21 protein-coding genes are annotated in these 26,446 nt (G+C 56.9%); 17 read left to right on the top strand and 4 right to left on the bottom strand.

Annotated elements, in window-relative coordinates; genetic code table 11:
- Nucleotides 1-46: 46 nt before the first annotated feature.
- Both AC3DKS_RS12075 and AC3DKS_RS12070 read left to right on the top strand, forming a co-directional pair.
- The gene (locus AC3DKS_RS12075) at nucleotides 47-334 is read left to right on the top strand and encodes a CD225/dispanin family protein (RefSeq protein ID WP_015754317.1); all 288 of its coding nucleotides are present in this window, start codon (nucleotides 47-49) and stop codon (nucleotides 332-334) included.
- Nucleotides 321-731, top strand: coding sequence for a DUF2752 domain-containing protein (locus AC3DKS_RS12070; RefSeq protein WP_420593097.1), 411 nt, complete (start codon nucleotides 321-323; stop codon nucleotides 729-731). The genes AC3DKS_RS12075 and AC3DKS_RS12070 overlap by 14 nt, the downstream gene beginning before the upstream one ends.
- 60 nt (nucleotides 732-791) lie before the next feature.
- Here the strand turns inward: AC3DKS_RS12070 and recQ are convergent, their stop codons facing one another.
- Nucleotides 792-2,993 carry a DNA helicase RecQ gene (gene recQ / locus AC3DKS_RS12065; RefSeq protein ID WP_015754315.1) on the bottom strand — a complete coding sequence of 734 codons (2,202 nt, stop codon included), beginning with the start codon at nucleotides 2,991-2,993 and terminating at the stop codon, nucleotides 792-794.
- A 241-nt stretch (nucleotides 2,994-3,234) separates the two neighbouring features.
- Between recQ and AC3DKS_RS12060 the strand changes: the two genes are divergently transcribed.
- From AC3DKS_RS12060 to lptB, 4 genes are read left to right on the top strand one after another with little or no spacing between them, the layout of a single operon-like run.
- Nucleotides 3,235-4,200: a KpsF/GutQ family sugar-phosphate isomerase gene (locus tag AC3DKS_RS12060; protein ID WP_015754314.1), complete on the top strand. Its 966-nt coding sequence runs from the start codon at nucleotides 3,235-3,237 to the stop codon at nucleotides 4,198-4,200.
- A complete protein-coding gene (tatC, locus tag AC3DKS_RS12055; RefSeq protein WP_015754313.1) occupies nucleotides 4,200-5,042 on the top strand; it encodes a twin-arginine translocase subunit TatC in 843 nt (280 codons plus the stop codon). Before AC3DKS_RS12060 ends, tatC begins: the two co-directional genes overlap by 1 nt.
- Complete coding sequence (locus AC3DKS_RS12050) at nucleotides 5,023-5,370, top strand: carboxymuconolactone decarboxylase family protein (protein WP_015754312.1); 348 nt, start codon at nucleotides 5,023-5,025, stop codon at nucleotides 5,368-5,370. Before tatC ends, AC3DKS_RS12050 begins: the two co-directional genes overlap by 20 nt.
- A gap of 58 nt (nucleotides 5,371-5,428) precedes the next feature.
- The gene (gene lptB / locus AC3DKS_RS12045) at nucleotides 5,429-6,169 is read left to right on the top strand and encodes an LPS export ABC transporter ATP-binding protein (RefSeq protein WP_015754311.1); all 741 of its coding nucleotides are present in this window, start codon (nucleotides 5,429-5,431) and stop codon (nucleotides 6,167-6,169) included.
- 65 nt (nucleotides 6,170-6,234) lie between these two features.
- Here lptB and AC3DKS_RS12040 read toward each other — a convergent pair whose 3' ends face one another.
- Nucleotides 6,235-6,972 (bottom strand): CDP-alcohol phosphatidyltransferase family protein, encoded by a 738-nt coding sequence (locus AC3DKS_RS12040; RefSeq protein ID WP_272608002.1) that lies wholly within the window; start codon nucleotides 6,970-6,972, stop codon nucleotides 6,235-6,237.
- Nucleotides 6,973-7,140: 168 nt separating this feature from the next.
- On the opposite strand from AC3DKS_RS12040, the gene AC3DKS_RS12035 reads away from it, so the two are divergent.
- The 11 genes from AC3DKS_RS12035 (at nucleotide 7,141) to AC3DKS_RS11985 (ending at nucleotide 22,317) form a co-directional block, all read left to right on the top strand.
- Nucleotides 7,141-8,319 carry an Lnb N-terminal periplasmic domain-containing protein gene (locus AC3DKS_RS12035; RefSeq protein ID WP_474731794.1) on the top strand — a complete coding sequence of 393 codons (1,179 nt, stop codon included), beginning with the start codon at nucleotides 7,141-7,143 and terminating at the stop codon, nucleotides 8,317-8,319.
- A complete protein-coding gene (locus AC3DKS_RS12030; protein WP_474731793.1) occupies nucleotides 8,316-10,193 on the top strand; it encodes an ABC-F family ATP-binding cassette domain-containing protein in 1,878 nt (625 codons plus the stop codon). Before AC3DKS_RS12035 ends, AC3DKS_RS12030 begins: the two co-directional genes overlap by 4 nt.
- A gap of 16 nt (nucleotides 10,194-10,209) precedes the next feature.
- Nucleotides 10,210-10,701 carry a hypothetical protein gene (locus AC3DKS_RS12025; protein WP_474731792.1) on the top strand — a complete coding sequence of 164 codons (492 nt, stop codon included), beginning with the start codon at nucleotides 10,210-10,212 and terminating at the stop codon, nucleotides 10,699-10,701.
- 19 nt (nucleotides 10,702-10,720) lie between these two features.
- Nucleotides 10,721-10,894: a hypothetical protein gene (locus AC3DKS_RS12020; protein ID WP_015754306.1), complete on the top strand. Its 174-nt coding sequence runs from the start codon at nucleotides 10,721-10,723 to the stop codon at nucleotides 10,892-10,894.
- Nucleotides 10,895-10,904: 10 nt separating this feature from the next.
- Nucleotides 10,905-11,483, top strand: coding sequence for a cob(I)yrinic acid a,c-diamide adenosyltransferase (locus tag AC3DKS_RS12015; RefSeq protein ID WP_474731791.1), 579 nt, complete (start codon nucleotides 10,905-10,907; stop codon nucleotides 11,481-11,483).
- A gap of 132 nt (nucleotides 11,484-11,615) precedes the next feature.
- On the top strand, nucleotides 11,616-11,840 hold the full coding sequence (locus AC3DKS_RS12010; protein ID WP_013551418.1) for a DUF2795 domain-containing protein: 225 nt from the start codon (nucleotides 11,616-11,618) through the stop codon (nucleotides 11,838-11,840).
- A gap of 210 nt (nucleotides 11,841-12,050) precedes the next feature.
- The gene (gene secA / locus AC3DKS_RS12005; protein ID WP_420593092.1) at nucleotides 12,051-15,413 is read left to right on the top strand and encodes a preprotein translocase subunit SecA; all 3,363 of its coding nucleotides are present in this window, start codon (nucleotides 12,051-12,053) and stop codon (nucleotides 15,411-15,413) included.
- A 177-nt stretch (nucleotides 15,414-15,590) separates the two neighbouring features.
- Nucleotides 15,591-16,808 carry a sensor histidine kinase gene (locus AC3DKS_RS12000; protein WP_041327097.1) on the top strand — a complete coding sequence of 406 codons (1,218 nt, stop codon included), beginning with the start codon at nucleotides 15,591-15,593 and terminating at the stop codon, nucleotides 16,806-16,808.
- 60 nt (nucleotides 16,809-16,868) lie between these two features.
- The gene (locus AC3DKS_RS11995; RefSeq protein WP_015754301.1) at nucleotides 16,869-19,385 is read left to right on the top strand and encodes a M14 family metallopeptidase; all 2,517 of its coding nucleotides are present in this window, start codon (nucleotides 16,869-16,871) and stop codon (nucleotides 19,383-19,385) included.
- Between the two features lie 94 nt (nucleotides 19,386-19,479).
- Entirely contained in the window at nucleotides 19,480-21,036 is a 1,557-nt protein-coding gene (locus AC3DKS_RS11990; RefSeq protein ID WP_272607996.1) for an amidohydrolase family protein, read from the top strand.
- A gap of 339 nt (nucleotides 21,037-21,375) precedes the next feature.
- Nucleotides 21,376-22,317 carry a hypothetical protein gene (locus AC3DKS_RS11985; RefSeq protein WP_148214319.1) on the top strand — a complete coding sequence of 314 codons (942 nt, stop codon included), beginning with the start codon at nucleotides 21,376-21,378 and terminating at the stop codon, nucleotides 22,315-22,317.
- A 70-nt stretch (nucleotides 22,318-22,387) separates the two neighbouring features.
- Here the strand turns inward: AC3DKS_RS11985 and AC3DKS_RS11980 are convergent, their stop codons facing one another.
- Nucleotides 22,388-25,411, bottom strand: coding sequence for a WD40/YVTN/BNR-like repeat-containing protein (locus AC3DKS_RS11980; RefSeq protein WP_272607995.1), 3,024 nt, complete (start codon nucleotides 25,409-25,411; stop codon nucleotides 22,388-22,390).
- A 28-nt stretch (nucleotides 25,412-25,439) separates the two neighbouring features.
- A complete protein-coding gene (locus AC3DKS_RS11975) occupies nucleotides 25,440-26,207 on the bottom strand; it encodes an outer membrane lipoprotein-sorting protein (RefSeq protein WP_272607994.1) in 768 nt (255 codons plus the stop codon).
- Nucleotides 26,208-26,446: the final 239 nt, after the last annotated feature.

The following is a 26,446-nucleotide window of genomic DNA, read 5'->3' as shown; positions in this document are numbered from 1 at the left end:
ATATCCCCCCGGCCGAGCACGATAACCCATTAAAACTACGACCAGCATGAACGAAATGGAAAACCAACCCCCAAAACCGAGCAATTACCTGGCCCTGGCCATTATCTGCACCGTCTGCTGCTGCCTCCCGGCGGGCATCGTGAGCATCATATATGCCGCCCGGGTAAACGAGACCTATGCCCGGGGCGATTATCCCCTGGCGGAACAGTATTCCCGAAGCGCACGTACCTGGGGAATTGTAGGCCTGGTGGTAGGGGGAATCGGAGTAATCATCTACCTGGCCATCTTCGGCTTCAGCATCTTTGCCGGGATCATGGAAAATGCCCGCTACTGATCGCAAAATAACGTGGTATGCCCTTGGAGGGGTAGCCGCCGGAGTATTCCTCCTGCTGGTTTACTACCATATGGACCCGGAAGGCGGGTCCTTTCCGGCCTGTCCCTTCCACCAGCTCACCGGCCTGTTGTGTACGGGCTGCGGCAGCCAGCGCGCGCTGCACGACCTCACCCGCCTGGATCTGGGCGGGGCATTTGGCCATAACCTGCTGTTCCCCCCGGCCGTATTGCTTCTCGGCTGGCACGGCACGGAACGCGTGGCGCGAAATTTCGGAAAACGGTTCCCCAACAGCCCGCTGGACCATCCCCGGGCCCCCTGGGTGGTGCTGGCGCTGGTACTCTTATTTACCGTGTTGCGGAATCTGCCGTGGGAGCCTTTCAGGTTCCTGGCCCCCTAGGCGCAGGGCGCACACCCGCCACCGGGAATCCTTCAATAAAACAGGTTGTGCAGCTTTGGGTCAGTTTGCGACTTCGCTCATGAATTTTAGGCGGTAGAGCCGGAGTTCCTCATCCTCGTATTCCCCGTCAAATTCTTTCAGGGCTTCCTCGATATCGTCCGACTCCGCCTCCAGAAAATAATCGTGGATTTCTTCCTGTTGGTCTTCGTCCAGGATATCGTCGATGTAGTAGCCCAGGTTCAACCGGGTACCGCTGAAGACAATTTGTTCCATCTCCCGGACGAGCTCCGGCAATTCCAGGCCCTTGGCCGCTGCGATGTCGTCCAGCGGCAGTTTCCGGTCTACATTCTGGATAATATAGAGCTTGAGGGCCGAATTTGCACCCGTGCTTTTTACCACCAGGTCCTCCGGTCTCGTGATATTGTGTTCCTCCACGTATTGTGAAATCAACCCGAGGAACGGTTTGCCGTATTTGCGGGCCTTGCCTTCCCCCACTCCGTGTATGTTCACGAGTTCCTCATGGCTGACGGGGTATTTCAAAGCCATATCCTCCAGGGAAGGGTCCTGGAAAATCACAAAGGGCGGCACTTCCAACTTGGCAGCTTCTTTGCGCCTGAGGTCCCGCAGCAGCTTGAGCAGCGTATCGTCCCCCGTGCCGGAACGCGGCCGGACTGTGCCGCCGGAAGGGCTTTCCTGGGCCTCGCTGTACCGGTGGTCACGGGTCATCATAAAGGATGTCGGGTTTTTCAGGAATTCCTCACCGGACGGGGTAACGTGCAGGATGCCGTATTGTTCAATTTCCTTCTTTAACAAGCCGGCTACCAGGATTTGCCGGACCAGGGCCATCCAATAGTGTTTGTCCTTGTCCGCCCCGGAGCCGAAAACCTCTTTGCCGGCCGTCTTATGGGCTGCGATCAGGGCGTTGGACGACCCGGTAAGCGTCTTGACGATTTCCTTGGCCTTGAATTTTTCATTTGTTTCCTTGACGGCCCGGATGATTTTTACCACGTCGTCCCGGGCTTCCACCTTTTCCTTGGGGTTCCGGACGTTGTCGTCCATATCCGCCCCTTCGCCGTTGACCTCGTCGAATTCCTCCCCGAAATAGTGGAGGATGAATTTCCGGCGGGAAACAGATGTTTCCGCGTAGGCGACGATCTCCTGCAACAGGGCGTTGCCGATTTCCTGTTCGGCCACGGGCTTGCCGGCCATGAATTTTTCGAGTTTCTCCACGTCCTTGTAGCTGTAGAAAGCCAGGCAGTGGCCTTCGCCCCCGTCCCGGCCGGCCCGGCCGGTTTCCTGGTAGTAGCTCTCAATGCTCTTGGGAATGTCGTGGTGAATCACATAGCGCACATCCGGCTTGTCGATCCCCATGCCGAAGGCGATGGTAGCCACGACCACATCCACCTCCTCCATCAGGAACATATCCTGGTACCGGGAGCGGGTCTTGGCGTCAAAACCGGCATGGTACGGCACCGCGCTGACCCCGTTTACCTGCAGCACCTGGGCGAGTTCCTCCACCCGCTTGCGGCTCAGGCAGTATATAATACCCGATTTCCCGGCGTTTTTCTTCACAAACCGGATAATGTCCGCATCCACGTTCTTGGTTTTGGGCTGTACCTCGTAGTACAGGTTCGGGCGGTTGAAGGAAGCCTTGAATACTTCAGCTTCCGGGATACCCAGATTCTTGAGGATGTCTTCCTGTACCTTGGGGGTTGCCGTCGCCGTCAGGGCGATAATCGGGATGTCGTCTCCGAGACGGTCGATAATGGATCGCAGATTCCGGTATTCGGGACGGAAATCGTGCCCCCATTCCGAGATGCAATGGGCTTCGTCTATAGCGACAAAGGAAAGGGTTACCCCCTGCAGGAAGTCCACGTATTCCTCCTTGGTCAGCGATTCGGGGGCCACGTACAACAATTTGGTGACCCCGGAGGTAATATCCTCCTTCACGGCTTTGACCTCACCCTTGGTCAGGGAGGAATTCAGCACGTGGGCCACCCCGTCGTTGTCCGAGACGCCCCGGATGGCGTCCACCTGGTTTTTCATCAGGGCAATCAGGGGGGATACCACTATGGCCGTGCCTTCGCCGATCAGGGCCGGCAACTGGTAACACAGCGACTTCCCTCCTCCCGTAGGCATTATGACGAAGGTGTCTCTGCCCTGGACAATATTTTTAATTACGTCTTCCTGAAGTCCCTTAAACTGCGAAAACCCAAAGTATTTCTTCAGGGACGCTTTCAGGTCGGTCTCATTCAAAATCATGCTTCATGCTCTTTCTGCAAACATCACAATCCCGGGGCCCCGGGTATGCCGTATCCATTGGATGATACAGGGTGGTCTCGGCAAATAATGTGCCGAATGTGAAATGCGGGGGAATTGAATTTGTTTCTAATAAGTTTATGTAATTTTGTTTTCTTAAATATAGCACATTCTTTTAAAAACAATCCCTCTTTTGTATACATTTTAAGGATTGGAAACCGCTAGTGTTAATTAATGCAAAACCTTGAAGGACAGTAAGGCTATACTCGAAATAGCGCGTCAAACAATCGCCCTGGAAGGCGATGCCATCCACCACCTTGCCACCCTGCTTACGGAGGATTTCTCCCGGGCGGTTTCGTGCATTCTCGAAGCTGACGGCCGCGTGGTGATCACCGGTATTGGCAAAAGCGCCATTATCGCCTCCAAAATTGTGGCGACCCTGAATTCCACCGGTACCCCGGCCATCTACATGCACGCAGCGGACGCCATTCACGGAGACCTGGGCACCATCCAGCAAAACGACGTGGTCATCTGCATTTCAAAGAGCGGCAATACCCCGGAAATCAAATTGCTCGTCCCGTTGATCAAACAGGGTGGCAACCCGCTGATCGGGATGACGGGCAGCCCGGATTCCTTCCTGGGCCGGCGCGCCGACTACTGCCTGAACACCTATGTAGAAAAAGAGGCCTGCCCAAACAACCTGGCCCCGACTACCAGCACAACGGCCCAATTGGTGCTGGGCGACGCCCTGGCTATCTGCCTGCTCGAACTCAGAGGGTTCAGCAGCCGGGATTTTGCACGCTACCACCCCGGGGGAACCCTGGGGAAAAAACTCTACCTGCGCGTGGGGGACATCGCCGCGCAAAACCAGGTGCCGCAGGTATCCGGGGATACACCTGTCAAGGATGCCATCGTGGAGATTTCCGAGAAAATGCTCGGGGTCACGGCCGTGATGGACGGGGACCGGGTTGCCGGGATTATCACGGACGGGGACATCCGGAGGATGCTCAACAAACACGACAATATTGCCGGACTGCGCGCCCGGGATATCATGACCACCGGGCCCAAAACGGTCGATTCCGAGGTCCTGGCTGTCAAAGCGCTGCAAATGATGGAGGAAAATGACATTTCACAATTGCTGGCCACCCGGGACGGCAGGTACATCGGGGTGGTCCATATCCACAACCTAATCAAGGAGGGCATACTTTAATGGCAAAGAAAGAACGCAAGGACCCCAATGAAATGTCCTTTCTGGACCACCTGGAAGAGCTGCGCTGGCACCTGATCCGGTCTACACTGGCCATCGTGATCCTCGGTGTGGGGGCATTCCTGATGAAGGACTTTATTTTCGACACGATCATCTTCGGGCCCAAAAAGATGAGTTTCCCGACGTACCGGCTCTTTTGCGATATCGCCACGAGCCTGGGCTTCGATTCCGCCTTCTGTGCAGATTCCCTGCCATTTACCATCCAGAACCGGACGATGGCCGGACAATTCTCCGCGCATATCTGGACTTCCATATGGGCCGGATTTATCGTGGGCTTCCCCTACGTGCTCTACGAGATCTGGAAGTTCATCAGCCCGGGGCTCTATGAAAAAGAGCGCAAGCACTCCCGGGGCTTTATCCTGATAGCCTCGGCATTGTTCTTTATGGGGGTCCTCTTTGGCTATTACGTGGTAGCCCCCCTGTCCATCAATTTTTTGGGCACCTATCAGGTCAGTGAGGAAGTGCTGAATGAAATCGATATCAGCTCTTTCATCTCCACGGTGCGGGCCGCGGTCATTGCCTGCGGGATCATGTTTGAACTGCCCATCATCATCTTTTTCCTCACCCGGGTGGGATTGGTTACCCCGGAGATCCTCCGGAAGTACCGGAAGATTGCCCTGGTGATTGTACTGGTCCTCTCCGCGGTGATCACCCCGCCGGACGTGGCCAGTCAGATCATAGTGGCCGTGCCCGTCCTGATCCTGTATCAAATCAGTATTTACATCTCCTCTGTCGTGCTCAAACGGCAGGCAAAAGCCCAGAAGAATGCCAGATCAAGTCGATGAATTCAACGCCTACCGGGAACGGATGAACGAAAAACTGCTCAACAGCGACAGCCGGCTGATGAAGCGGATGTTTAACCTGGACACGAACGCCTACGCCCCGGGCGCCCTGGACGTGAAGACCAAGGAACTCCTGGGCCTGGTGGCCTCGACGGTCCTGCGGTGCGACGACTGCGTCCGGTACCACCTGCAAACCCTGTACAAACACCAGGCCACCAAGCAGGAAGTCATGGAAACCCTGGGCATCGCCACCCTGGTGGGCGGCACCATCACCATCCCCCACCTGAGGCGGGCGGTAGAATTCTGGGAAGTCCTGGAAAACAAGGGTTAAAAAAATCCGAAAATGGCACCGACCCCACCCGAAAAACTGTAAGTTTGGCCCACGTCCCATGAAACTCCGAGCCGAAAATATCATGAAATCCTATCGCGGCCGCCAGGTCGTTAAAGGGATTTCCCTGGAAGTCAACCAGGGTGAAATCGTCGGGCTCCTCGGCCCGAACGGTGCAGGCAAAACAACGTCCTTTTATATGATCGTGGGGCTGATCAAACCCAATGGGGGGCGCATATTCCTGGACCAGACGGAAATCACGAAATTCCCGATGTACAAGCGGGCCCAGTACGGGATCGGCTACCTGGCACAGGAGGCTTCGGTATTCCGGAAGCTCAGCGTCGAAAAAAATATCCTGAGCGTCCTGCAGCTCACGGACCTCAGCAAAAAGGAACAGCACATGCGGATGGAAAGCCTGCTCGAGGAATTCGGGATCGGCCACATCCGTAAAAACCGGGGGGACCTGCTCTCCGGGGGGGAGCGCCGACGGACCGAAATTGCCCGTGCTCTGGCTACTGACCCCAAATTTATCCTGCTGGATGAGCCCTTTGCCGGGGTAGACCCGGTTGCCGTGGAAGATATCCAGCGAATTGTCGCCCAACTTAAAAACCGGAACATCGGCATCCTGATCACCGACCACAATGTGCAGGAAACACTCGCCATCACGGAGCGTTCCTACTTGATGTTCGAAGGAGGCATCCTCAAGTCCGGCCTGCCCGAAGACCTGGCTGCGGACGAAATGGTGCGGAAGGTCTACCTGGGCCAGAACTTTGAACTCCGGAAGAAAAAACTGCTTTTCTGATTCGGTTGCCGGCTGGCAGCCCATCGGCGGATCGGCGGATCACCGCGGCGGAACCGCCGCGTTATTTATTTCGGTTGGGCGAACAGGGAAAACAACACGTACATCAGGATGATCAGCGGAACCGCCAGGAACTGCAGGGTCAGCAGGGCCACCCCGGACAGGATCAGGAAGATGTACTTATACCCGTTGTCCCGGAAGCTCCAGGTATCAAATTTCAGGGCAAACAGCCGGATGGGTGCATTGAGCAGGTAAACGGATAAGATCGTCACGGCAATCAGCACCCAGGGATTCATCAAAACAGCGCTTACCGCATCGCTGCCGTTATAGAGCAGAATAAGCGGCAGGCTGAGGATCAGCAGGGCGTTTGCCGGAGTGGGGAGGCCCGTAAAACTGCTCACCTGGTCTTCGTCGATGTTGAAACGGGCCAGGCGCCAGGCCGAGGCCAGGGTGATCGCCAGACCGGTAAACGGCAGCCACGCGTGCGGCCAGTCGCCGGTTGAAAGTGCCTCGGTAAAAAAACTATTGCTGCTCCATCCCCCGCTGACAGACATCCCGAGCAACTGGCACATTACGAGCCCGGGAACCAGCCCGCTTGTGACCAGGTCGGCCAGGGAATCGAGTTGGATGCCCAATTCGGAGGAGACCCCAAGCTTGCGGGCCACCAGCCCGTCCAGGAAATCGCAGATCACCCCGAGCATAAAAAAGGCGGCCGCCCATTCCAGGCGATCGAGAACGGCAAATACAGCGGCGATGGAGCCGGCCAGCAAATTCAGCAGGGTAATGATATTCGGCAGGTTTCTCATATATCGGTTGGGCTTGGAGCCGGCGGTCCGGGCTTCCGTTATCGTAAAATTAGTACAATTCGCAGAATATGCCGCCACCCTGCGGATACCGGCAGCCGGCGACATTGGAAGTTGCCGAAATATATTGGATATTTGTCGGCAATCCAACTTATCCCGGGCCTACAGCAAATGAACCATTTCCGAATCTTTCTCGTTTGTCTCTGCGCCTGTATGGCAGGGGTTGCTTCCGGACAGCAAGCCGTGCTCGGCCCCGACGCGCGGATCAGCGTAATTACCTGCGGGCCGGGTACCGACCTCTACGCGCAATTCGGCCACAGTGCCTTCCGGGTTCAGGATCCGGCACGGGGCCTCGACTGGATATACAATTACGGCACCTTCGATTTCGACACCCCGAATTTCTATATGAAATTTGCCAGGGGAAAACTCCGTTATGCCCTGAGCCGTACCGATTTTGCCAATTTCCTGTACACCTACCAGCTGGAGGGCCGGTGGGTCAGCGAACAACTGCTGGACCTGAATCCCGGGCAGAAAACCGCATTATTTGAATATCTGGAGCGGAACAACCGGCCCGAAAACCGCTACTACCAGTACGATTTCCTGGCCGAAAACTGCGCGACAAAGATCCCGGACGTACTCCGGGAAGTGCTCGGGCCGGGGCTGGACATGGTGTCCGGCTTCTCAGGCGACGGCCGTACTTACCGGGAACTCATCCAGCAAAACCTGCAGGTCAATTCCTGGTCCAGCCTGGGCATCGACCTGGCCCTGGGAGCCGTAGTGGACAGAAAGGCCTCCCCCCTCGGCTACAGCTTCCTGCCGGAATACGTCCGCCAACTCGTGGGGGACGCCACCCTGGGCGGGGAACCCCTTATCCTGAGGGAACGGGACATCCTGGACCTTCCCAACCCGGTAAACATTCGCTACTTTACCGCAAATCCGCTATTCTGGGCACTATTCCTTTTGGTGTTTACCGCAACCATCAGCTGGATCGATTTCCGGAACGGCTCCCGCAGCCGCTGGTTGGATTTCCTGCTTTTCCTCACCACAGGGCTCGCCGGACTCCTCATCGGCTTCCTGTGGTTTTTTACGGACCACACCTCCACGGTTTGGAATTTCAACATCCTTTGGGCCTTTCCGTTCAATGGGTATATCGCCTTCAAACTGCTCCAGAAAAGAAAGCCGGACAACCGGTTGCGGCGGTACCTGATAGCTCTTCTGGGTTTAATGGGGGTCTGCCTGATCTTATGGGCCACCGGGGTACAGGCGTTCCACCCGGTTGTGGCCATCCTATGGTCTGCCCTGGCCCTGCGCTACCTGTTGCTGATCCACCACCTAAAAAAACCGGCATGAACCTGCTCAGTGCCGAAAATCTGGCAAAATCCTATGGGGAGCGCACGCTGTTCTCCGGGCTGACCTTTGGGGTCAACCAGGGGCAGAAGGTTGCGCTTATCGCCCGGAATGGCACGGGTAAAACGACACTGCTGGACATCCTGGCCGGCAAGGACAGCCCGGACAGCGGATCGGTCACCTACCGGAAGAACCTGCGAAGGGCCTACCTGGAACAACACCCCGACCTCAACCCGGACCTGACCGTGGCACAGACCCTGTTCGACACAGGCAATGAAACGGTGCGGATCCTGGCCCGGTATGAGGAGGCCCTGGAACATCCGGAAGACACCAGGGGCTATCAACGGGCATTCGAAGCGATGGAGCGGGCCAATGCCTGGGACCTGGAGACCCGGTTTTCCCAGATCCTCTCCCGCCTCCGGCTCCACGACCAGAAACAACGGGTTTCTAGCCTTTCCGGCGGGCAACGGCGCCGGCTGGCCCTGGCGCACGCCCTGATTGAGGAACCCGAACTGCTCATCCTGGACGAGCCCACCAACCACCTGGACCTGGACATGATTGAATGGCTGGAGGAGTACTTCAGCAACCGTCCGGTTAGCCTGCTGATGGTCACACACGACCGGTATTTCCTGGATCGGGTTTGTACGGACATCCTGGAACTCGAAGGAGGTGAGCTCCATCACTACCCCGGCAACTACCAGGACTACCTCAGGGAGAAAGAGGCGCGGGAACAGATTGCCTCCACCACCGCCAAAAAAACCCGTTCGCTTTATAAACAGGAACTCGAATGGATGCGCCGGCAGCCCAAAGCCCGTACCACCAAGTCCAAATCGCGGATCGAGGATTTTGAAGAACTGAAGAAGGAGGCCCTCAGCCGGCGGAAGGAACGGGAAATGGAGCTGGAGATCAATATGGAGCGCCTGGGCACCAAGGTGGTTGAGCTGCACAATATCTCCAAATCCTATGACGGCCGCGAATTGTTCAGCGGCTTTACCTATCATTTTAAGCGGGGGGAACGCATTGGCCTGATAGGCCCGAACGGCAGCGGAAAGACCACGTTCCTGGACCTGGTTACCGGAAACCTGGAAAGCGACACCGGGAAGGTGGTCCACGGCGAAACCCTGCAATTCGGCTATTATACCCAACACGGCCTGGAGGCATCCCCGGGGAAGAAGGTGATAGACGCCGTGCGGGAGTTCGGGGACTACATCCCGCTGAAAAAGGGGCGCCAACTCAGTGCCCAGCAATTACTCGAACGGTTCCTCTTTGACCGCAAAGCGCAATACGACTATATAGAGAAACTCAGCGGGGGCGAACGCAAGCGTCTCTTCCTGTGCACCGTACTGATCCAGAACCCCAATTTCCTGATCCTGGACGAGCCCACCAACGACCTGGACATCGTCACCCTGAATGTACTGGAGGAGTTCCTCCTCGATTTCCCGGGTACGCTCCTGATCGTTTCCCACGACCGGTATTTCATGGACAAGGTAACCGACCACCTCTTTGTCTTTGACGGCCAGGGCGGCATCCGCGACTTCCCGGGAAATTATTCCGATTACCGCCTGCAGGCGGAGGTGCCTTCCGGAGCGCCTGCGCCTGAGGTATCCGATGCAGCAACGTCTGTTACCCGGGATACCCCTGCCAATTCCGGGGCCAGAAAAGGGAAAAGGAACTACAACCAGGAACGGGAATACCGGCAGCTGGAAACCGAAATCGGAAAACTGGAGGCGCGGAAGCGGGAAATCGAAACGGGATTCAGCGATCCGTCCCTCCCCGGGGAGGAGATGGACCGGCTTTCCCGGGAATTATCCGATTTGCTGCAGGAACTGGAAGAAAAGACGGCACGCTGGTTTGAACTGGCCGCCATCGAAGAATAATCTGCAATATCGAGCCATGCTCCAGAGATTCCTTTACTGGCTCCGGGCCAAAAACCGACACGGGACGCATTCGCCCTTTATCTACAGTTTCCTGGACCAGACCTATTACCGGCAGAACAGACAGGGGCTGCATTCCTCGCTCTGGCTGCTGCACGCGGCTCTCCGGCATTTCAAGGCGGAGTCGGCCTGGGCGTCGGAGCCGGCCGAAAAGCTGGTCAAAGAGCTTCAGGCGGAATTCCCGCAGCTGGTCTGGAAAGGAGCCCCTCCCGCGGACCTTTGCCTCTTTGAATCCCCGGGAAATGCGCTTTTGGAATGGCTGGAAAAACCGGGGAATTTCAACCGCCGCACCGTGGCGTATGTCGGCGGGTTGCGCGAGCCCGGTGGGCAGGTGGCCTGGAAAAAGGCCCGATCCCTGCCGCAGGTTCGAATCAGCCTGGAGAATTTCTCCGCAGGACTGTTGTTTTTCAGGCACGGACAGGCCAGGGAACATTTTAGAATCCGGAATTAAACCATTAATTTTATGAGTCATGGATAACACCATTTTCTACATCCTCGGCGGCCTGCTCCTGGTGTACTTCCTGATCGCCACTTTTAACAAGAAAAAGGGACGGAAACGGAAATCGCGCAATTTTATGGAAGGCCAGCGGTTGCGGGACCGGTACAACGACGACCGGAATTCCGACCTTCCCCGGAAGGAATAAAAATCGCCTTATGAAAATATACACCAAAACGGGGGACGGAGGCACTACGGCCCTTTTCGGGGGTACCCGGGTTCCCAAGCACCACATCCGCATCCAGAGTTACGGGACGCTCGACGAGCTGAACAGCTGGATCGGCATGCTGCGGGACCAGGAGGCCTGCCAGCCGCACACCAAAACCCTGCTGCGTATCCAGGACCGCCTGTTCACCGCCGGGGCCATGCTGGCCACCGATCCGGAGAAGGCAACACTGAAAAGCGGGAAGCAGCGGCTGCAAATACCTGAGATCGAGGCCGGGGACATCGCCTCCCTGGAGACCGCCATTGACCAGCTCGAGGAGAACCTGGCCCCCATGACGCATTTTGTCCTGCCCGGCGGGCACCCGGCGGTGTCAACCTGTCACATCGCGCGGACGGTTTGCCGGCGCGGGGAGCGGATGACCACCCTGCTGGCCGAGCAAAGTCCGGTTCCGGATACCGTCCTGGCCTACCTGAACCGGCTCTCGGATTACCTTTTTGTGCTGTCCCGCAGCCTGGCGGCAGCTACCGGAACGATTGAAAAAAAATGGATTCCCGGGTCGGGGAGCGAATAAAATCGCAATTTCCCCGTTCTATTTTTGCCCAATTGTGATTTTTATTGTAATTATTATAAATAACAGTCGAAATCCTTGGCTGTTTTTGTTTAAAAATTATTTTTGCAAAAATTTTAAAATCAATCTACTGAGATGTATTGGACACTAGAATTGGCATCCTATCTGAGCGATGCGCCCTGGCCGGCCACCAAGGATGAATTGATAGATTATGCCATCCGCACCGGGGCTCCCCTGGAAGTGGTAGAAAACCTTCAGTCCATGGAAGAAGAAGGCGGGGAGATCTATGAATCCATCGAAGAGATTTGGCCGGACTACCCGACGGAAGAAGATTACCTCTGGAACGAGGATGAATATTGATACAAGCGGCAAGTCGCCATCCAAAAGCCTCATCTGAGGCTTTTTTTTATGTAATTTTGGCAGCCCCGGGCGTTTCTTCCGATAATTCGGGAAACTGGAACATCTTTTGCACGATTGCGGGTGTAATTGTCCCGGGAACGGGGCCCGGATTTCCGCTCCGCCCGCCAGGGGTATCCCCGCACCGGGCGGCCCTAAAAAATACCAGATACTATGAGTTTTATCAATACGGTCCTTAAGGCTTTTGTAGGCGACAAGGCCAGTAAAGACGTCAAGGCACTCCAGCCCCTCGTCGAGAAAATCAAATCCCATGAGGCGGCCATGCAGGCGCTTACCCACGACGAACTCCGCCAGAAAACGGCCGGGTTCCGCCAGGCGATTCACGAGGGAGTAGCCGATTTACAAGAGCAGATCGAGGCGTTGAAGGCCGAGGTCGGCAACTCCACGGACATCGACCTGAATGAAAGCCTCTACGGACAGATCGACGATCTGGAGGAACAGGCCTACCAGCGAACTGAAAAAATCCTCGAGGACCTGCTGCCGGAAGCCTTTGCCGTAGTAAAGGAAACCGCCAGGCGCTTCAAGGAAAACCCGGAGATTACGGTTACCGCCAGTGAATTCGACCGGGAATTGTCCGGACGCGCGGATTACGTTAGCCTGGACGGAGAAAAAGCCGTATGGAAAAACTCCTGGGATGCAGCGGGTAAGGAAGTGACCTGGGACATGGTGCACTACGACGTACAGCTCATCGGCGGGATCGCCCTGCACCAGGGCAAGATTGCCGAAATGCAAACAGGTGAAGGGAAGACGCTGGTGGCGACCCTGCCCGTTTACCTGAACGCGCTCTCCGGAAAGGGCGTCCACCTGGTGACGGTAAACGACTACCTGGCCCGTCGGGACAGCGCGTGGATGGCCCCGATATTCGAATTCCACGGGCTTTCGGTAGACTGCATCGACAAGCACCGGCCGAATTCCGAGGGACGCCGTGCGGCCTACAATGCGGATATCACCTACGGGACCAACAACGAATTCGGTTTCGACTACCTGCGTGACAACATGGCACATACCCCGGGCGACCTCGTGCAGCGCCCCCACCACTACGCCATTGTGGATGAGGTGGATTCCGTACTGATCGACGATGCCCGGACGCCGTTGATTATCTCCGGACCGGTCCCCGAGGGCGACCGGCATGAGTTCAACGAGCTGCGGCCCAAGGTATCCGAACTCGTGCAGAAACAGCAGCGCTACCTGACCGGGGTGCTGGCAGAAGCCAAAAAGAAAATCGCCGAGGGCGACACCAAGGAGGGCGGCCTGCTCCTGCTCCGCGTTCACCGGGGACTCCCCAAGAACAAAGCGCTCATCAAGTACCTGAGCGAAGAGGGCATCAAACAGTTGCTGCAGAAAACCGAAAATTTCTACATGCAGGACAACAACCGGGAAATGCCCACCGTAGATTCCGAGTTGTTGTTCGTCATCGATGAGAAAAACAACCAGATTGAACTCACCGACAAGGGCATCGAATACATTTCCGGGGACCAGGAAAAGGATTTCTTCGTCATGCCGGATATCGGGAGCGAAATAGCGCGGATCGAAAGCCAGGAACTCGATATCGAGGAAGAGGCCGAGAAAAAAGAAAGCCTTTTCAAGGATTTTGCCGTAAAAAGCGAACGCATTCACACGATGACCCAACTCCTCAAGGCGTATACGCTTTTTGAAAAGGACGTGGAATACGTGGTGATGGACAACCGGGTGATGATCGTGGACGAGCAAACCGGTCGGATCATGGACGGACGCCGGTATTCGGACGGGCTCCACCAGGCCATCGAGGCCAAGGAAAACGTCAAGATCGAGGCGATGACCCAGACATTTGCCACCATCACGCTCCAGAACTACTTCCGGATGTACAACAAACTGGCCGGGATGACCGGTACAGCTGTAACCGAAGCGGGCGAATTCTGGGAAATCTACAAGCTGGATGTGGTGGAAATTCCCACCAACCGGCCTATTGCCCGGGACGACCGGCAGGACCTCATCTACAAGACCAAGCGGGAAAAATACAACGCAATCATCGACCAGGTAACCGAATTATCGCAGGCGGGGCGGCCCGTACTGATCGGTACCACCTCCGTTGAAATTTCCGAATTGCTTTCCCGCATGCTGAGTATCCGCAAGGTGGATCACAACGTCCTGAACGCCAAATTACACAAGAAAGAGGCGGATATCGTGGCCGAAGCAGGGAAACCCGGCGTGGTGACCATCGCGACGAACATGGCCGGCCGGGGAACGGATATCAAGCTGACCGAAGAGGTCAAAAAAGCCGGCGGGCTGGCCATTATCGGGACCGAACGCCACGACTCCCGCCGGGTCGACCGGCAGTTGCGCGGTCGTTCCGGCCGGCAGGGAGACCCCGGGAGCTCGCAGTTCTACGTTTCCCTGGAGGACAACCTGATGCGGCTCTTCGGGTCCGAGCGGGTGGCCAAGATGATGGACCGCATGGGGCTCAAGGAGGGGGAAGTCATCCAGCACAGCATGATGACCAAGTCCATCGAACGCGCCCAGAAGAAAGTGGAGGAAAACAACTTCGGCATCCGGAAACGGCTGCTGGAATACGACGACGTGATGAACGCCCAGCGGGAGGTGGTGTACAAACGCCGTCGCCACGCCCTGCAGGGAGACCGGCTGAAGGTGGATATCGCCAACATGATCTACGATACCTGCGAGGTGATTGCGGAAACGAACAAACTGGCGGGGGATTACAAGAATTTTGAATTCGAACTGATCAAGTATTTTTCCATCACCGCGCCCATCGACGAAGCGGAATTCGGCAGGTTGGGGTATCAGGAGATGGCCCAGAAAATCTATGCGAAAATCTACGAGCACTACCAGGAAAAGATGAAACGGGCCGCCGAGATCGCCTTCCCGGTAATCAAAAAGGTCTACGAGGACGACGCGAATAAATTCGAACGGATCGTGGTGCCCTTTACGGACGGGATCAAGACGCTCAACGTGGTGACCAACCTGGAAGCCGCCTATGAGAGCGGCGGGAAGCAACTGATCACCGATTTTGAAAAAAACATCACCCTTGCCATCATTGACGATGCGTGGAAGACGCACCTGCGCAAAATGGACGAACTCAAGCAATCCGTCCAGCTGGCCGTTCACGAGCAGAAGGACCCGCTCCTGATCTATAAATTTGAAGCCTTTGAGTTGTTCAAGGCGATGATCGAGAAGGTGAACAAGGAGGTGGTATCCTTCCTTTTCAAGGGCGAATTGCCGTCTTCGAACACCCAGCAAATCCAGGAGGCCCGCCAGGTTCGCAAGCCGAAGGAAAACCTGCAAACCAGCAAGGAGGAAATCCCGAACAGCGACGAACTTGCAGCCCGCAACCGCGCGGCAGGCCAGACCCAGGGGCAGCGCCCGCAGGTTACGGAGACCATCGTCCGGGAGAAACCGAAAATCGGACGGAATGAGCGCGTAACCATCAAGAATATCGTTTCTGGACAGAACAAAACGCTGAAATACAAACAGGCCGAACCCCTGCTGGCCAAAGGGGAATGGGTGCTGGTGGAGGATTAAAGCCCTCCCGGCATATAGTTGTAACAGGAGCGGCCCCGGCAGGGGTCGCTTTTTTTGTGGCATTCTTTCCCCCCGTTTTGATTTTATCGCAAAACATAGCTAGCTTTACCGTGATAAAGCGCTGTTCCCAGCAATCACCCAACCTGGCCTATGTCCGAGAAGCCGATTTTCATCAAAATGAAAAAGAACGAGAAGCACCGGGAGCGGCTTCAGGACAAAACCCGGCTGTTGTTCCGGGTAAACCTAATCGCCTCGGCCTGTTGCCTGGTCTTCGCCATCCTCTGCTGGCAATTGATGGACATCGTACGGGTCATCCCGCAGGTAATGGCCGGATTCGCGGTCCTGAACGGCCTGAACCTGCTCCTCCACCGCTTCCACAACAAACTGGTAATCACCTATAATATCGCGTCGATCATGGCGCTTTTGGGTTCTGTCGCCATTGTACTCTACAGCGGGGGGATCAACAGCCCGTTTATTTTTATCCTGGCCCTCATCGTCTTTGCCGGGTACGTGACTACCCGGGCCTACGGGCAGGTCTACCTGGCCATCAACCTGCTGATTGTCGTCCTGATATTTTCCCAGAGCGTAGGCGGCGTGGGCCTGGGGGAGAATGTCGTCCCGGAAGGGTCCCGCAACTTATTTGCTTTCCTGAGCATCCTGCTCTCCGTATACCTGTTGGGCGGCGTTTTCGGGCGGAACCTGCTCAGTGCCCACCACCGGCTCTACCGCTCCAAAGGGGAAATGGAACAGCGGATGCAGGAAAAGGAAATCCTCCTGAAAGAGGTGCACCACCGGGTAAAAAACAACCTGCAAACGGTTTCCAGCCTGCTTAGGATGCAGAGCCGCAGCATCGAAGACCCCGATACCCTCAGCCTGATCCGCAGCAGCCAGAACCGGGTAGTGGCTATGGCGATGGTCCATGAAATGCTCTATATGCGGGAAGACCTTTCCAAAATCGAATACCGTTCCTACGTTCAGGAACTCGGGGAATACCTGATACGTTCCATCAAAGGGCCCCAGAATAAAATCTCCCTGAAGATCGATATCCCGGAGATCGAGTTGGGTATCGACACAGCCATCCCCCTGGGTCTCCTGATCAACGAGGCCGTCACCAACGCCCTCAAATACGGTTTTAAGGACCAGGACGAAGGCCAGATCAGCATTGTGCTGGAAAAGGAGGACAAGACGGACTACATCCTGCGGATCGGGGACAATGGCGTGGGCTACCCCGAAAGCGTCTCCCACAAGACGACCAAGTCGCTGGGGCTTAAACTCATCTACAACCTGAGCCGGCAACTGCGGGGGTCGGTGATCCGGGACGCCTCCAAGAAAGGCACCAATTACATCATCCGTTTCCGGGAGGTGGCCCATGCGCCCTTCCATACGATTGCCTGAGGGGGCGTATCGGACAATATCCCTATCTTTAGGCGCGTAATTCAAAAGCCTTACCAACCCATGCGAAATACACTTGTAATCCTGCTGCTGGCATGCAGCACCTGCCTGTTTTCTCAGGACTATTTCCTCAAACAATACGAACCCTATAAATCCGGCATCCCTTCCCCTGAGGAATTCCTGGGCTACGGCATCGGGGAATACCACACCCGCCACGACCGGATTGTCCGATACCTGGAGGTTCTCGCTGAGGCTTCGGACCGGGCGCAGATAGAAACCTATGGGCATACCCACGAGCAACGGCCGCTGGTAATCCTTCGAATCAGCTCGGCAGAAAACCTCGGGCAACTCGAAACCCTCAGGGAGCGCCACCTGGAATTTACCAACCCGGATACCCCGTTCCGTGCAGACCCGGACCTGCCGGTATTTATCAACCTGGGGTATAACGTGCACGGCAACGAGCCCTCCAGCTCCGAGGCGGCCCTGCTGACGGCCTATATCCTCGTTGCCTCCGAAGACCCCCGGGTTGCGGGCTACCGCGAGGAATCCGTGGTCTTTCTGGACCCCACCATCAACCCGGACGGACGCGACCGGCATACCCAATGGGCCAATTCCTACCGGGGCAACCCGCTGGTATCCGATCCACAGGACGCCGAGCACAACGAATACTTCCCCGGGGGCCGGACCAACCACTACTGGTTTGACCTGAACCGCGACTGGCTCCTGGCCATCAACCCGGAGAGCCGGGGCAAACTCAACTGGTACCACACCTGGTACCCGAACGTGGTGACGGATTTTCACGAAATGGGGACCCAGAGCACGCATTTTTTTGAGCCGATGAAAGTCAACGGTTCCCGGGACCCGATCATGCCCCGGGAGAATTACGAGGACCTGAACGAACTCTTTGCCGGCTATTTTGTCCAGGCCCACGACAGCCTGGGCTCCCTGTACTTTACCAAGGAGGTATTCGACGGGACGTACCCGGGTTACGGCTCCTCCTACCCGGACCTCCAGGGCGGGCTCGGCCTGCTTTTTGAACAGGCGAGTTCCCGCGGACACTCCCAGAAGACCGCCTACGGCAAAATCACGTTTCCCTTCACCATCCGAAACCAACTGGTCTCCGGAATGGCAACGGTTCGGGCAGCTGTAGAAAACAAGGACTACCTGCAGCGCTACCAAAAAGAATTTTTTACCAGTGCCCTGCGGAATGCCGCAGCCGGGCGTGCCCGGGCCTACCGCATCCCGGCCAATCCGGACAAAAACCGGATGAAGGCCTTCCTGGACAAGCTCCTGATCCACCGCGTAAAAGTCTATGAAGATGGTCGCGGCGGCTTTGTAGTCCCCGCCGGACAGCCCCAGTACCGGATGGTGCAGACATTTTTTGAGACGTACCGGCAATACCGGGACAGCGTATTCTACGACGCCTCCGCCTGGTCGGTTGCCAATTTCTACAATATCGACTACCGGGCAGAGCGGAATTTCCGGCTCGGGGAAGCGGTAACCAGCCTAAAAGACCTCTTCCCGGTAACCCCTGTCGAAAAATCGGAATACGCCTACCTGATCGATTGGAACGACTACAACGCCCCGGCCCTGCTCCACGAGCTCCAAAACAAGGGGCTGGTCCTGGCCAGTTCCTTCAAACCGTTCACCACCCGCACGGGGGGAGCGGAAAAGCGCTTTGGATACGGAACCCTGGTCCTGCCCGTCCAACTCCAGTCAAAATCCCCCGACGAAGTATACCAACTCCTGCGCGAAGCCCAGGAAACCCATCAGGTCCCCGCATTCGGGGTGGCCTCGGGGTACCACCTTCGGGGCATCGACCTGGGGAGCCGCTACGTAGCGCCCCTGGAACAACCCAAGGCAGCCATGCTCATCGGTGAAGGGGTCCGCTCCTACGAAGCCGGGGAAGTCTGGCATTTGCTGGATACCCGCGTCCATATGCCGATTACAAAAATCCCCCTGAGGGATTTTGGCGGTGCTTCCCTGGACGACTACAACACGCTTGTCCTGGTGAGCGGCCGCTACAGTTTTTCGGACCGGGAAGAAAGGAAAATCAAGGACTGGGTGTCCAAGGGGAATACGCTGGTGGCCATCGCCGGGGCTGCCGAATACGCCATCGAAAAAGGCTGGGTGAAGGAAAAGCTGACCGAGAAGGAACAGGATACCACCGCAGCTACTGAGCGGAAACCCTATGTGGATGCCCCGGAAAACCTCGGCAAGGAAAGCGTGGGCGGGGTGATCCTGCAGGCAGACCTGGACCGGACGCACCCCCTGGCTTTTGGCTATACGGATTCCCGGATCCCGGTGTACAAAAACAACGAGGTCTGGTTGCAGCCGTCCAAAAACCCCTATGCCACCGTCGCTGCCTATACGGAGAACCCGCACCTGGACGGATTCCTCACCCGGGAAAACCTGGAGGATTACGCCAAGGGGTCCGCTTCCCTTTTGGTGAGCCCCCTGGGAGGCGGTCGCGTGGTGCTGTTTGCGGACAACCCGAATTTCCGGGGTAGCTGGTACGGCACAAACCGCCTGTTCCTCAATGCGCTTTTCCTGGGGAACCACATCCGGGTGCCCGATTAAAATAATCCCGGGCAATTTTCCAATGCGCCGGCGGCCGGCGCCCTAATCCAAAACCAACCCGCTAATACATCCAGCGACACTGAAAACCACGTCCATGCAAAAAGCAATCCTATTCGCCCTGCTCCTTTTGGGAGGAGCGCTCTCCGCACAACAGCCGCTCTCCGAAGGCCCTTTTGACCAATTGATCATTCGCGGCGCCACCCTGATCAACGGCAACGGGGCACCCCCTATCGGGCCGGTGGATATCGTCATCGAAAAAAACCGGATTGCCCGGGTGGCCAATGTGGGATTTCCGGGGGTGGCCATCGATCCGGAGAACCGGCCGGAACTGCAAGCCGGCGGGCGGGAAATCGAGGCAGCAGGCATGTACGTTTTGCCAGGTTTTGTCGACATGCACGGACATATCGGGGGCCGGGCCCAGGGGGCGGAACCGGATTATGTCTTTAAGTTATGGATGGGGCACGGGATTACCACGGTTCGGGAACCCAGTGGCCACGGGGTCGATTTCACCCTGGATTTAAAGCGGAAAAGTGCCGAAAACCAAATCATCGCACCCCGGATCCTGGCCTATACAGGCTTTGGCCAGGGGCACGACGGACCCGTCAGCACGCCGGAACAAGCCCGGGAATGGGTACGGGAAAACGCCGGGAAAGGGGCGGACGGCATCAAATTTTTCGGGGCGGAGCCGGCGATCATGCAGGCCGCCCTGGAGGAGAATAAAAGACTCGGGCTGCGATCGGCATGCCACCACGCTCAATTGGCCGTTGCCCGCTGGAATGTGCTCCACTCGGCACGGGCCGGGCTGACGAGCATGGAGCACTGGTACGGTTTGCCCGAAGCGCTGTTTGCAGACCGGACGGTACAGGACTATCCGCTGGATTACAACTACGCAAACGAACAACACCGGTTTGAGGAAGCCGGAAAACTCTGGGCCCAGGCAGCTCCCCCCTACTCGGACCATTGGAATGCAGTGATGGAGGAATTGCTCGCCCTGGACTTTACCCTGGACCCGACCTTCAATATCTACGAAGCGAGCCGGGACCTGCACCGGGCCCGTCGGGCGGAATGGCACGAGGAATATACCCTGCCCTCCCTCTGGCGGTTCTATGCGCCCAGCAAGGTCTCCCATGGCTCCTATTGGCACTATTGGGGGACGGAGCAGGAAGTTGCCTGGAAGGAGAACTACCGGCTCTGGATGACGTTTGTGAATGAATACAAAAACCGGGGGGGACGGGTTACCGCCGGTTCGGATTCCGGTTTTATCTACCAGCTCTACGGGTTTGGGTATATCCGGGAGCTCGAATTGCTTCGTGAGGCCGGGTTCCACCCGTTGGAGGTGATCCGCGCAGCCACCCTGAACGGGGCGGAAGCCCTGGGAATGGAAGGGGAAATCGGCAGTGTGGAGGTGGGGAAACTCGCCGACCTGGTAATCATCGGGGAAAACCCCCTGGAAAACCTGAAAGTACTTTATGGTACGGGAGCCATCAAACTGACTGAAGCCAATGAGGTGGTCCGCGTTGGCGGGGTCAAATACACGATCAAGGACGGGATTGTCTACGACTCAAAGGCGCTGCTGGAGGATGTGCGCAATCAGGTGCGTCAGGCCAAGGAGTCCGAGGGCTGGGAGTTGAAACAGCCCGGAAAGGACTGAAGCCGCCTTTCGGCGTTGCCGGGAGGTTGCCGGACAGCCATGGCTTCCCGGGAATTCGGAACCTGAGGATCCTTATTTACGCACCCGTACGGGCTTGAGCTTGCGAAGGGACAACATCAGGATGCAGGCGATGCCTGCCAGGGCAATCAGGAGTAGTATCATAGGGTGAAGATACGGTTTAAACTTCCTGAAAATACGCCGGAATTGCCAGTTTTCTGTTAAATTCGGGACCAACGACCCAAATATGGGGTAAACAACCTGTCCATCCCGGCAATTCCATTCCTTTCGTGCCGGATACCCGGCGGATTTTGTATCTTTTTACATCCCAAATTCCCGCCTATGTCGTACATGCTACTCCCATTGAGGTATCGAAACGCTCTGAAATTGCTCGCTTGCTTATGCCTGGTGGGCGCATATCCGGTAGCCCACGGCCAGGCAACCGCAGAGGCATCCACCTTTTATACCTGTCTCAGGGACTCCTATCAGTCCGACGGCTCCGTTCTTGACAGCCTGATGTCCGGTTATGAAGCGACCCTGGTTGAGCTGGAACTCCTGGAGGGTACCGCCCCAGCCGATTACAGGGGACTCCTGCAACGCATTGCCTCCGGCCAGCGGATCGAAGCGGCGATGCCGTTCCGATTCCGCGACCGCCTCCGGGCCCTACCCGTCGATTCCACCGCATGGCGTGCCTGCCAGCTGGCCCTGGAGCGTTTCCGTTCGGACAACCCGGAAGCCATGCTCACCCGTTTCCTGGACCGGCGGGACGTGCTGGTTACCGAAGGGATCCGTGCAGACCTGCAGGCGTCCTCCCTGCTCGACATCCTCGGGGAAGCAGCCTTTGAACACCCCTTTTACCGGTTGCAAACCTATTACCTGATCGACCTGCAGGCCGGATCCGCCGCCCTGCCCGACCTGTTGCCGGAAACCGTTAGCGGCCAGGCAGCCCGGTATGCCTCCCGCGGGGCGAATATCCTTCGGCTTTACCTGAATGAGCGGACTCAAACCATCGTGGAAGACCAGCTCGTCTCCCCGGAGCGGCTGGCCGAACGCGTCCACCGGCACGCCCGGGAATTCGGCCGGGAAGCCCTGTACGTGGTGGAATTGGAGCTCGATGTAAAATACCGGCAGTACGTCTACCTGAAAGACCGGATTGCCCGGGCAGTCAATGAAGTGCGGGACGAGTATTCCCGGAGGGTCTTCGGCAAGACGCTTACAGAGGCTTCGGAGGCAGAAAAACTGTTGCTGGAAAACCGCTTCCCGATCCGGGTGGTCCTGCCCTGATAAAAAAATCCGCCGCCCTGTGAGGGCGGCGGATAGTTGGAATCTTTGATAATTCGCCGGAAACAGCCGATCAATCCATTTCAAGGAAGGCTTCAAAGTCGGCGAGTTCCAGGGTCTCCCCTCCCTTTACTTTTGGCTTCAGCGATTCAAACTCCGCCTTGCCTTCTTCAAACCGCTGGCGGATCAGTTCCAGATTGGCCCGGTCGGCAGCAGTTGGCGCGTCGTAGCTGCCGGCCACCTTGCTGTAAAGGTCTGCCATTTTTTCCCGCAGTTGGGGCTCGGCAGAACCTACGTAATTGTCGCCGGTGGTGATGACCAGGGTCTCCTTCAGGGCATTGAGTTTCTTCAGTTCCCGGGTGTCCCCGGCCGCCTCTGCCTGGGCGATATAGGCGTCCAGCTGGTACACGAGGTAGGCCAGGTCCTGGGTCATGTTGTAGAGCTCCATGGTGGTTTCGTATTTCCGGGCCCGGGCTTCATCGGAAATCCCGTTGTCGGCATATACGAGCTCAAAGGGGTATTCATAGGTGTCCCGGCCCTTGGTGATGACTGCCGTATAGGAACCTGCCGGTACCGTCGGGGAAGTAAAGCCCCCGAAAGAGAAGGTTTTGGCACGGGCCACTTTGGGCTGTTTCCGGACGTATCCCCAGTTGACGATATTGATTCCCTTGGACTTGCCGGGTTCCAGGTCCAGCACCTTGTTCCCGCTGGCATCCCGGATCTCCATGGTCATCTTCCCGAAAGTATGCCGGCTTTTCATGAAGTATTTGATCTGTGCCGCCCGGCTTCGGTTGCCACCGACAAATTCGGTGGATACCGTGGAACTGCCAAAGCTGCTGGTTTCATCAATCACAGTAGGTTCGCCCTCGAAAAAATGCAGCGTCTCCCCGAGCACCTCTGCATTGATTTCACGCAAGGGGGAGATGTCGTCTATGATGATCACGCCCCGGCCGTGCGTACCGAGCACCAGGTCGTTGGTGCCCTTGTGGAGTTCCAGGTAATGTACGGCAACCGGGGGCAGGTTGTTCCGGAACGGCGTCCAGCTAAGCCCCCCGTCCAGGGTGACGAACAGTCCGAATTCCGTACCCAGGAACAACAGGTCCGGGTTTTCGTAATCCTCCTGCAGGCTGCGGGCGAATCCCTCAACCTCATCCGTGATAATCGAGGTCCAGGTATTCCCGAAATCCGTGGTTCTATACGCATAGGGGGTCATATCGCCATGGGAATGCCCCTCGAATACCGCATAGGCCGTGCCGGCGTCGTGCACGCTCGCCTCAATGTGGTACACCCAGGTATTGGCCGGGAGGCCGGGTACATTTGCCACCGTGTTTGTCCAGGTCTTTCCCCCGTCCCGGGTAACCTGTACATTCCCGTCATCAGTACCCACCCAGATCACCTGCTCGTCCCGTGGCGATTCGGCAATGGTAAAGATGGTGGTGTGGTTCTCCGCACCGGAATTATCCATGGAGAGGCCGCCGGAGTCCTCCTGCTGCTGCTTGGCTGGGTCGTCCGTGGTCAGGTCCGGGCTGATCACCTCCCAGGTATCCCCCATATCCTCGGACTTGTGCAGGTACTGGCTGCCCATATACAGCCGGTCGGGTTGGGTGGGGCTCAGCGCCATCGGCGCATTCCAGTTAAACCGAAGGTCTTCGGCCCCCGGGGAGGGTTGCGGTTGGATCGTCTTGATCAATTGCTTTTCAGTGTCTGTGCGCCAGACGTTTTGCGCGCCCTGCATTTCCGAATAGATGACCGGTTTGGTGGCGTGCTTGAGGACCCGGAATCCGTCGCCCTGCCCGATAGACGTCCAGTGGCGCCCCCGGATCCCGCCGGGAGCGGAGGTCGGGCCATACCAGGAACCGTTATCCTGCAGGCCACCGTACACATTATAGGGCGTCGCATTGTCCACACTGATGTGGTAAAATTGGGAAAGGGGCAGGTCCTCGGTGATCTCCATGGTATTCCCCCCGTCCCAGCTGCGGTAAAGGCCCCCGTCCGTACCGGCATAGATAATATCCGAGTCCACAATGCTGAAGGCCAGGTCGTGGATATCCGAGTGCATATTGCCCAGGTTCCGGAAGGTCTTCCCGCCATCCCGGGAAACCGAGCCGCTCAACCCGGCTTTCAGAACGACGTTCTCATCCCGCGGGTCCACGACGATACGCGAAAAATAGAACGGCCTGACGGTTATTTCGAAGTCGTTGTTGAGTTGCGACCAACTGGCTCCTGCATCGTCGCTGCGATACAGGCCTTTCCGCTCGGGTTGCTCCGCCTCGATGACCGTGTAGAGCACCTTGGGGTTTGACGGGGCCACCGCAATGGCCAGCCTGCCCAACTTGCCTTCGGGGAAACCGTTGTGGATTTTGTTCCAGCTCTGTCCGCCGTCGACTGATTTGTACAGGGCACTGTTTCCACCGCCGGACTCAAACGACCAGGGGGTTCGCCGGAATTCCCACATGGAGGCGTAGATGGTATTCGGGTCGGTGGGATCCATCGCCATGTCGGCCACCCCGGTCCGGGGGTCCACATAGAGGATCTTCGTCCAGGTGCTCCCGCCATCCGCGGATTTATAGACCCCGCGTTCTTCGCTGTCGCTCCAGAGCGCCCCGAGGACGCCCACGTAGATTTCATCGGGATTGTCCGGGTTGATCAGGATATTGGCGATCCGCTCGCTGTTTTCAAAACCGAGTTTCTCCCAGGTGGCGCCGGCATCCCCTGAGCGGAACAAGCCGCATCCCACCGAGACGCTGTTCCGGGTCCAGGTTTCCCCGGTTCCCACATAGATCGTGTTATCCGGGTCCGTGGGGTCCAGGGTCACCACGCCGATGGATTGGCAATGGTCTTCAAATATCGGGGCAAAGGTGGTACCGGCATCCCCGGATTTCCAGACGCCCCCGCCGGCCGAAGCCACATAGAGGACGCGGTTGTTGGTCGGGTGGAGTTCCAGGTCGTTGATACGCCCGCTCATCAGGGCCGGGCCAATGTGCCGGGCCCTCAGGTCGCCGAACAGGTTGTCGGCACGGAGGGTATCGCGTTGCTGGCCTGCCGCCGGCAGACATACGGCGACGGCAAGCAGCAGGAGCAGCTTGGATAATTTCATGTTGGGAGGTTACTGGCTTAACGCCGGGTTAGTCTTTTGCTTCGGTCATTTCTTCGGGAAAGGCAAAGGCGGCCGCATCCACCTCCGGGTTCAGCTCAATGCTGTCCATGGATATCGGTTGCGACTGGCCGTTCTTGATCCCCTGGGACATGGAAAAGGGAAAGTACAACCCGTCCACTTCCTGGTAGTCGCTGAAGGTGATGTACTGGGTTTGTCCCTTCATCGGGCCCTGGTGTACCTCGGATTCCATGACGATGGGCACGTAATTTTCCGTATCGAAGTAGTAAAAAGACACATCTTCCCTGGTTTCCCCGTCAATCGTCAGGGGTTCCCTTACCAATTTGATCTTGTAGGTTTCCGTCCCCTCGATGGTTTCAGTTCCCACGAGTTCCACGGTGTACCCCTTGGATTCGTAATCCAGGAAGGAATCCGGGAAGTCGTTGGTATTCAGTTTGAAGTTCGCTGTGGACTCCGCATCGCTCTTCTCGGGCTTCATGGTCTGGAAATTCGTCCCCCAGAGGGTTTCCCCGTCAAAGACGCCTTGCTTGAGTTCCTGTCCCTGGAATTTGATGACGGTCATCTGCCGGCCGTCGGCCATCTGGTATATTTCCAGAGGGATTTCCATCCCCTGCTGGTTCACCTTGGCGGTTATCTTCATCCCCTCCAGGTTCCTGAAGTTCTCCTTCCCGCCGATATTCTCAAAGTAGGTATCCAGGATTTCGTCGGCGGTCTGGGCCTGGGCCTGGAAGCCGGCGGTTACCAGGATTGCCAATAATACGTAACGCAATTTTTTCATTTTCTGTGGTGTTAAGAATTAGTCAATATATATCGTTAGTAGTAAAAGTTGCCAAAGTGTTTCATTTTCTTCGGGAAAATTTACATTGCGGTACCGCAATTCGCAGAATAAAGCCTCGTGGATGCAGGATACGCACCGGCTGATCCGCTCCTCCCACTCCGGCAGGATAATTCGGCCTGGTTGTTCAGTACGCTGCCTTTGGGTTACAGGTTATGTCCTGCCGGGTGCGAATCTGCGCC

It is taken from the genome of Robiginitalea sp., assembly GCF_982776155.1.
This window is presented reverse-complemented; position numbering and strand designations above follow the sequence as displayed.

What these genes read in the sequence shown, in the direction of transcription:
- AC3DKS_RS12075 (WP_015754317.1), top strand. Translation starts at nt 47, where the DNA reads ATGAACGAAATGGAAAACCAACCCCCAAAACCGAGCAATTACCTGGCC.
- AC3DKS_RS12070 (WP_420593097.1), top strand. Translation starts at nt 321, where the DNA reads ATGCCCGCTACTGATCGCAAAATAACGTGGTATGCCCTTGGAGGGGTA.
- recQ (WP_015754315.1), bottom strand. Translation starts at nt 2,993, where the DNA reads ATGATTTTGAATGAGACCGACCTGAAAGCGTCCCTGAAGAAATACTTT.
- tatC (WP_015754313.1), top strand. Translation starts at nt 4,200, where the DNA reads ATGGCAAAGAAAGAACGCAAGGACCCCAATGAAATGTCCTTTCTGGAC.
- AC3DKS_RS12050 (WP_015754312.1), top strand. Translation starts at nt 5,023, where the DNA reads ATGCCAGATCAAGTCGATGAATTCAACGCCTACCGGGAACGGATGAAC.
- lptB (WP_015754311.1), top strand. Translation starts at nt 5,429, where the DNA reads ATGAAACTCCGAGCCGAAAATATCATGAAATCCTATCGCGGCCGCCAG.
- AC3DKS_RS12040 (WP_272608002.1), bottom strand. Translation starts at nt 6,972, where the DNA reads ATGAGAAACCTGCCGAATATCATTACCCTGCTGAATTTGCTGGCCGGC.
- AC3DKS_RS12035 (WP_474731794.1), top strand. Translation starts at nt 7,141, where the DNA reads ATGAACCATTTCCGAATCTTTCTCGTTTGTCTCTGCGCCTGTATGGCA.
- AC3DKS_RS12030 (WP_474731793.1), top strand. Translation starts at nt 8,316, where the DNA reads ATGAACCTGCTCAGTGCCGAAAATCTGGCAAAATCCTATGGGGAGCGC.
- AC3DKS_RS12025 (WP_474731792.1), top strand. Translation starts at nt 10,210, where the DNA reads ATGCTCCAGAGATTCCTTTACTGGCTCCGGGCCAAAAACCGACACGGG.
- AC3DKS_RS12020 (WP_015754306.1), top strand. Translation starts at nt 10,721, where the DNA reads ATGGATAACACCATTTTCTACATCCTCGGCGGCCTGCTCCTGGTGTAC.
- AC3DKS_RS12015 (WP_474731791.1), top strand. Translation starts at nt 10,905, where the DNA reads ATGAAAATATACACCAAAACGGGGGACGGAGGCACTACGGCCCTTTTC.
- AC3DKS_RS12010 (WP_013551418.1), top strand. Translation starts at nt 11,616, where the DNA reads ATGTATTGGACACTAGAATTGGCATCCTATCTGAGCGATGCGCCCTGG.
- secA (WP_420593092.1), top strand. Translation starts at nt 12,051, where the DNA reads ATGAGTTTTATCAATACGGTCCTTAAGGCTTTTGTAGGCGACAAGGCC.
- AC3DKS_RS12000 (WP_041327097.1), top strand. Translation starts at nt 15,591, where the DNA reads ATGAAAAAGAACGAGAAGCACCGGGAGCGGCTTCAGGACAAAACCCGG.
- AC3DKS_RS11995 (WP_015754301.1), top strand. Translation starts at nt 16,869, where the DNA reads ATGCGAAATACACTTGTAATCCTGCTGCTGGCATGCAGCACCTGCCTG.
- AC3DKS_RS11990 (WP_272607996.1), top strand. Translation starts at nt 19,480, where the DNA reads ATGCAAAAAGCAATCCTATTCGCCCTGCTCCTTTTGGGAGGAGCGCTC.
- AC3DKS_RS11985 (WP_148214319.1), top strand. Translation starts at nt 21,376, where the DNA reads ATGTCGTACATGCTACTCCCATTGAGGTATCGAAACGCTCTGAAATTG.
- AC3DKS_RS11980 (WP_272607995.1), bottom strand. Translation starts at nt 25,411, where the DNA reads ATGAAATTATCCAAGCTGCTCCTGCTGCTTGCCGTCGCCGTATGTCTG.
- AC3DKS_RS11975 (WP_272607994.1), bottom strand. Translation starts at nt 26,207, where the DNA reads ATGAAAAAATTGCGTTACGTATTATTGGCAATCCTGGTAACCGCCGGC.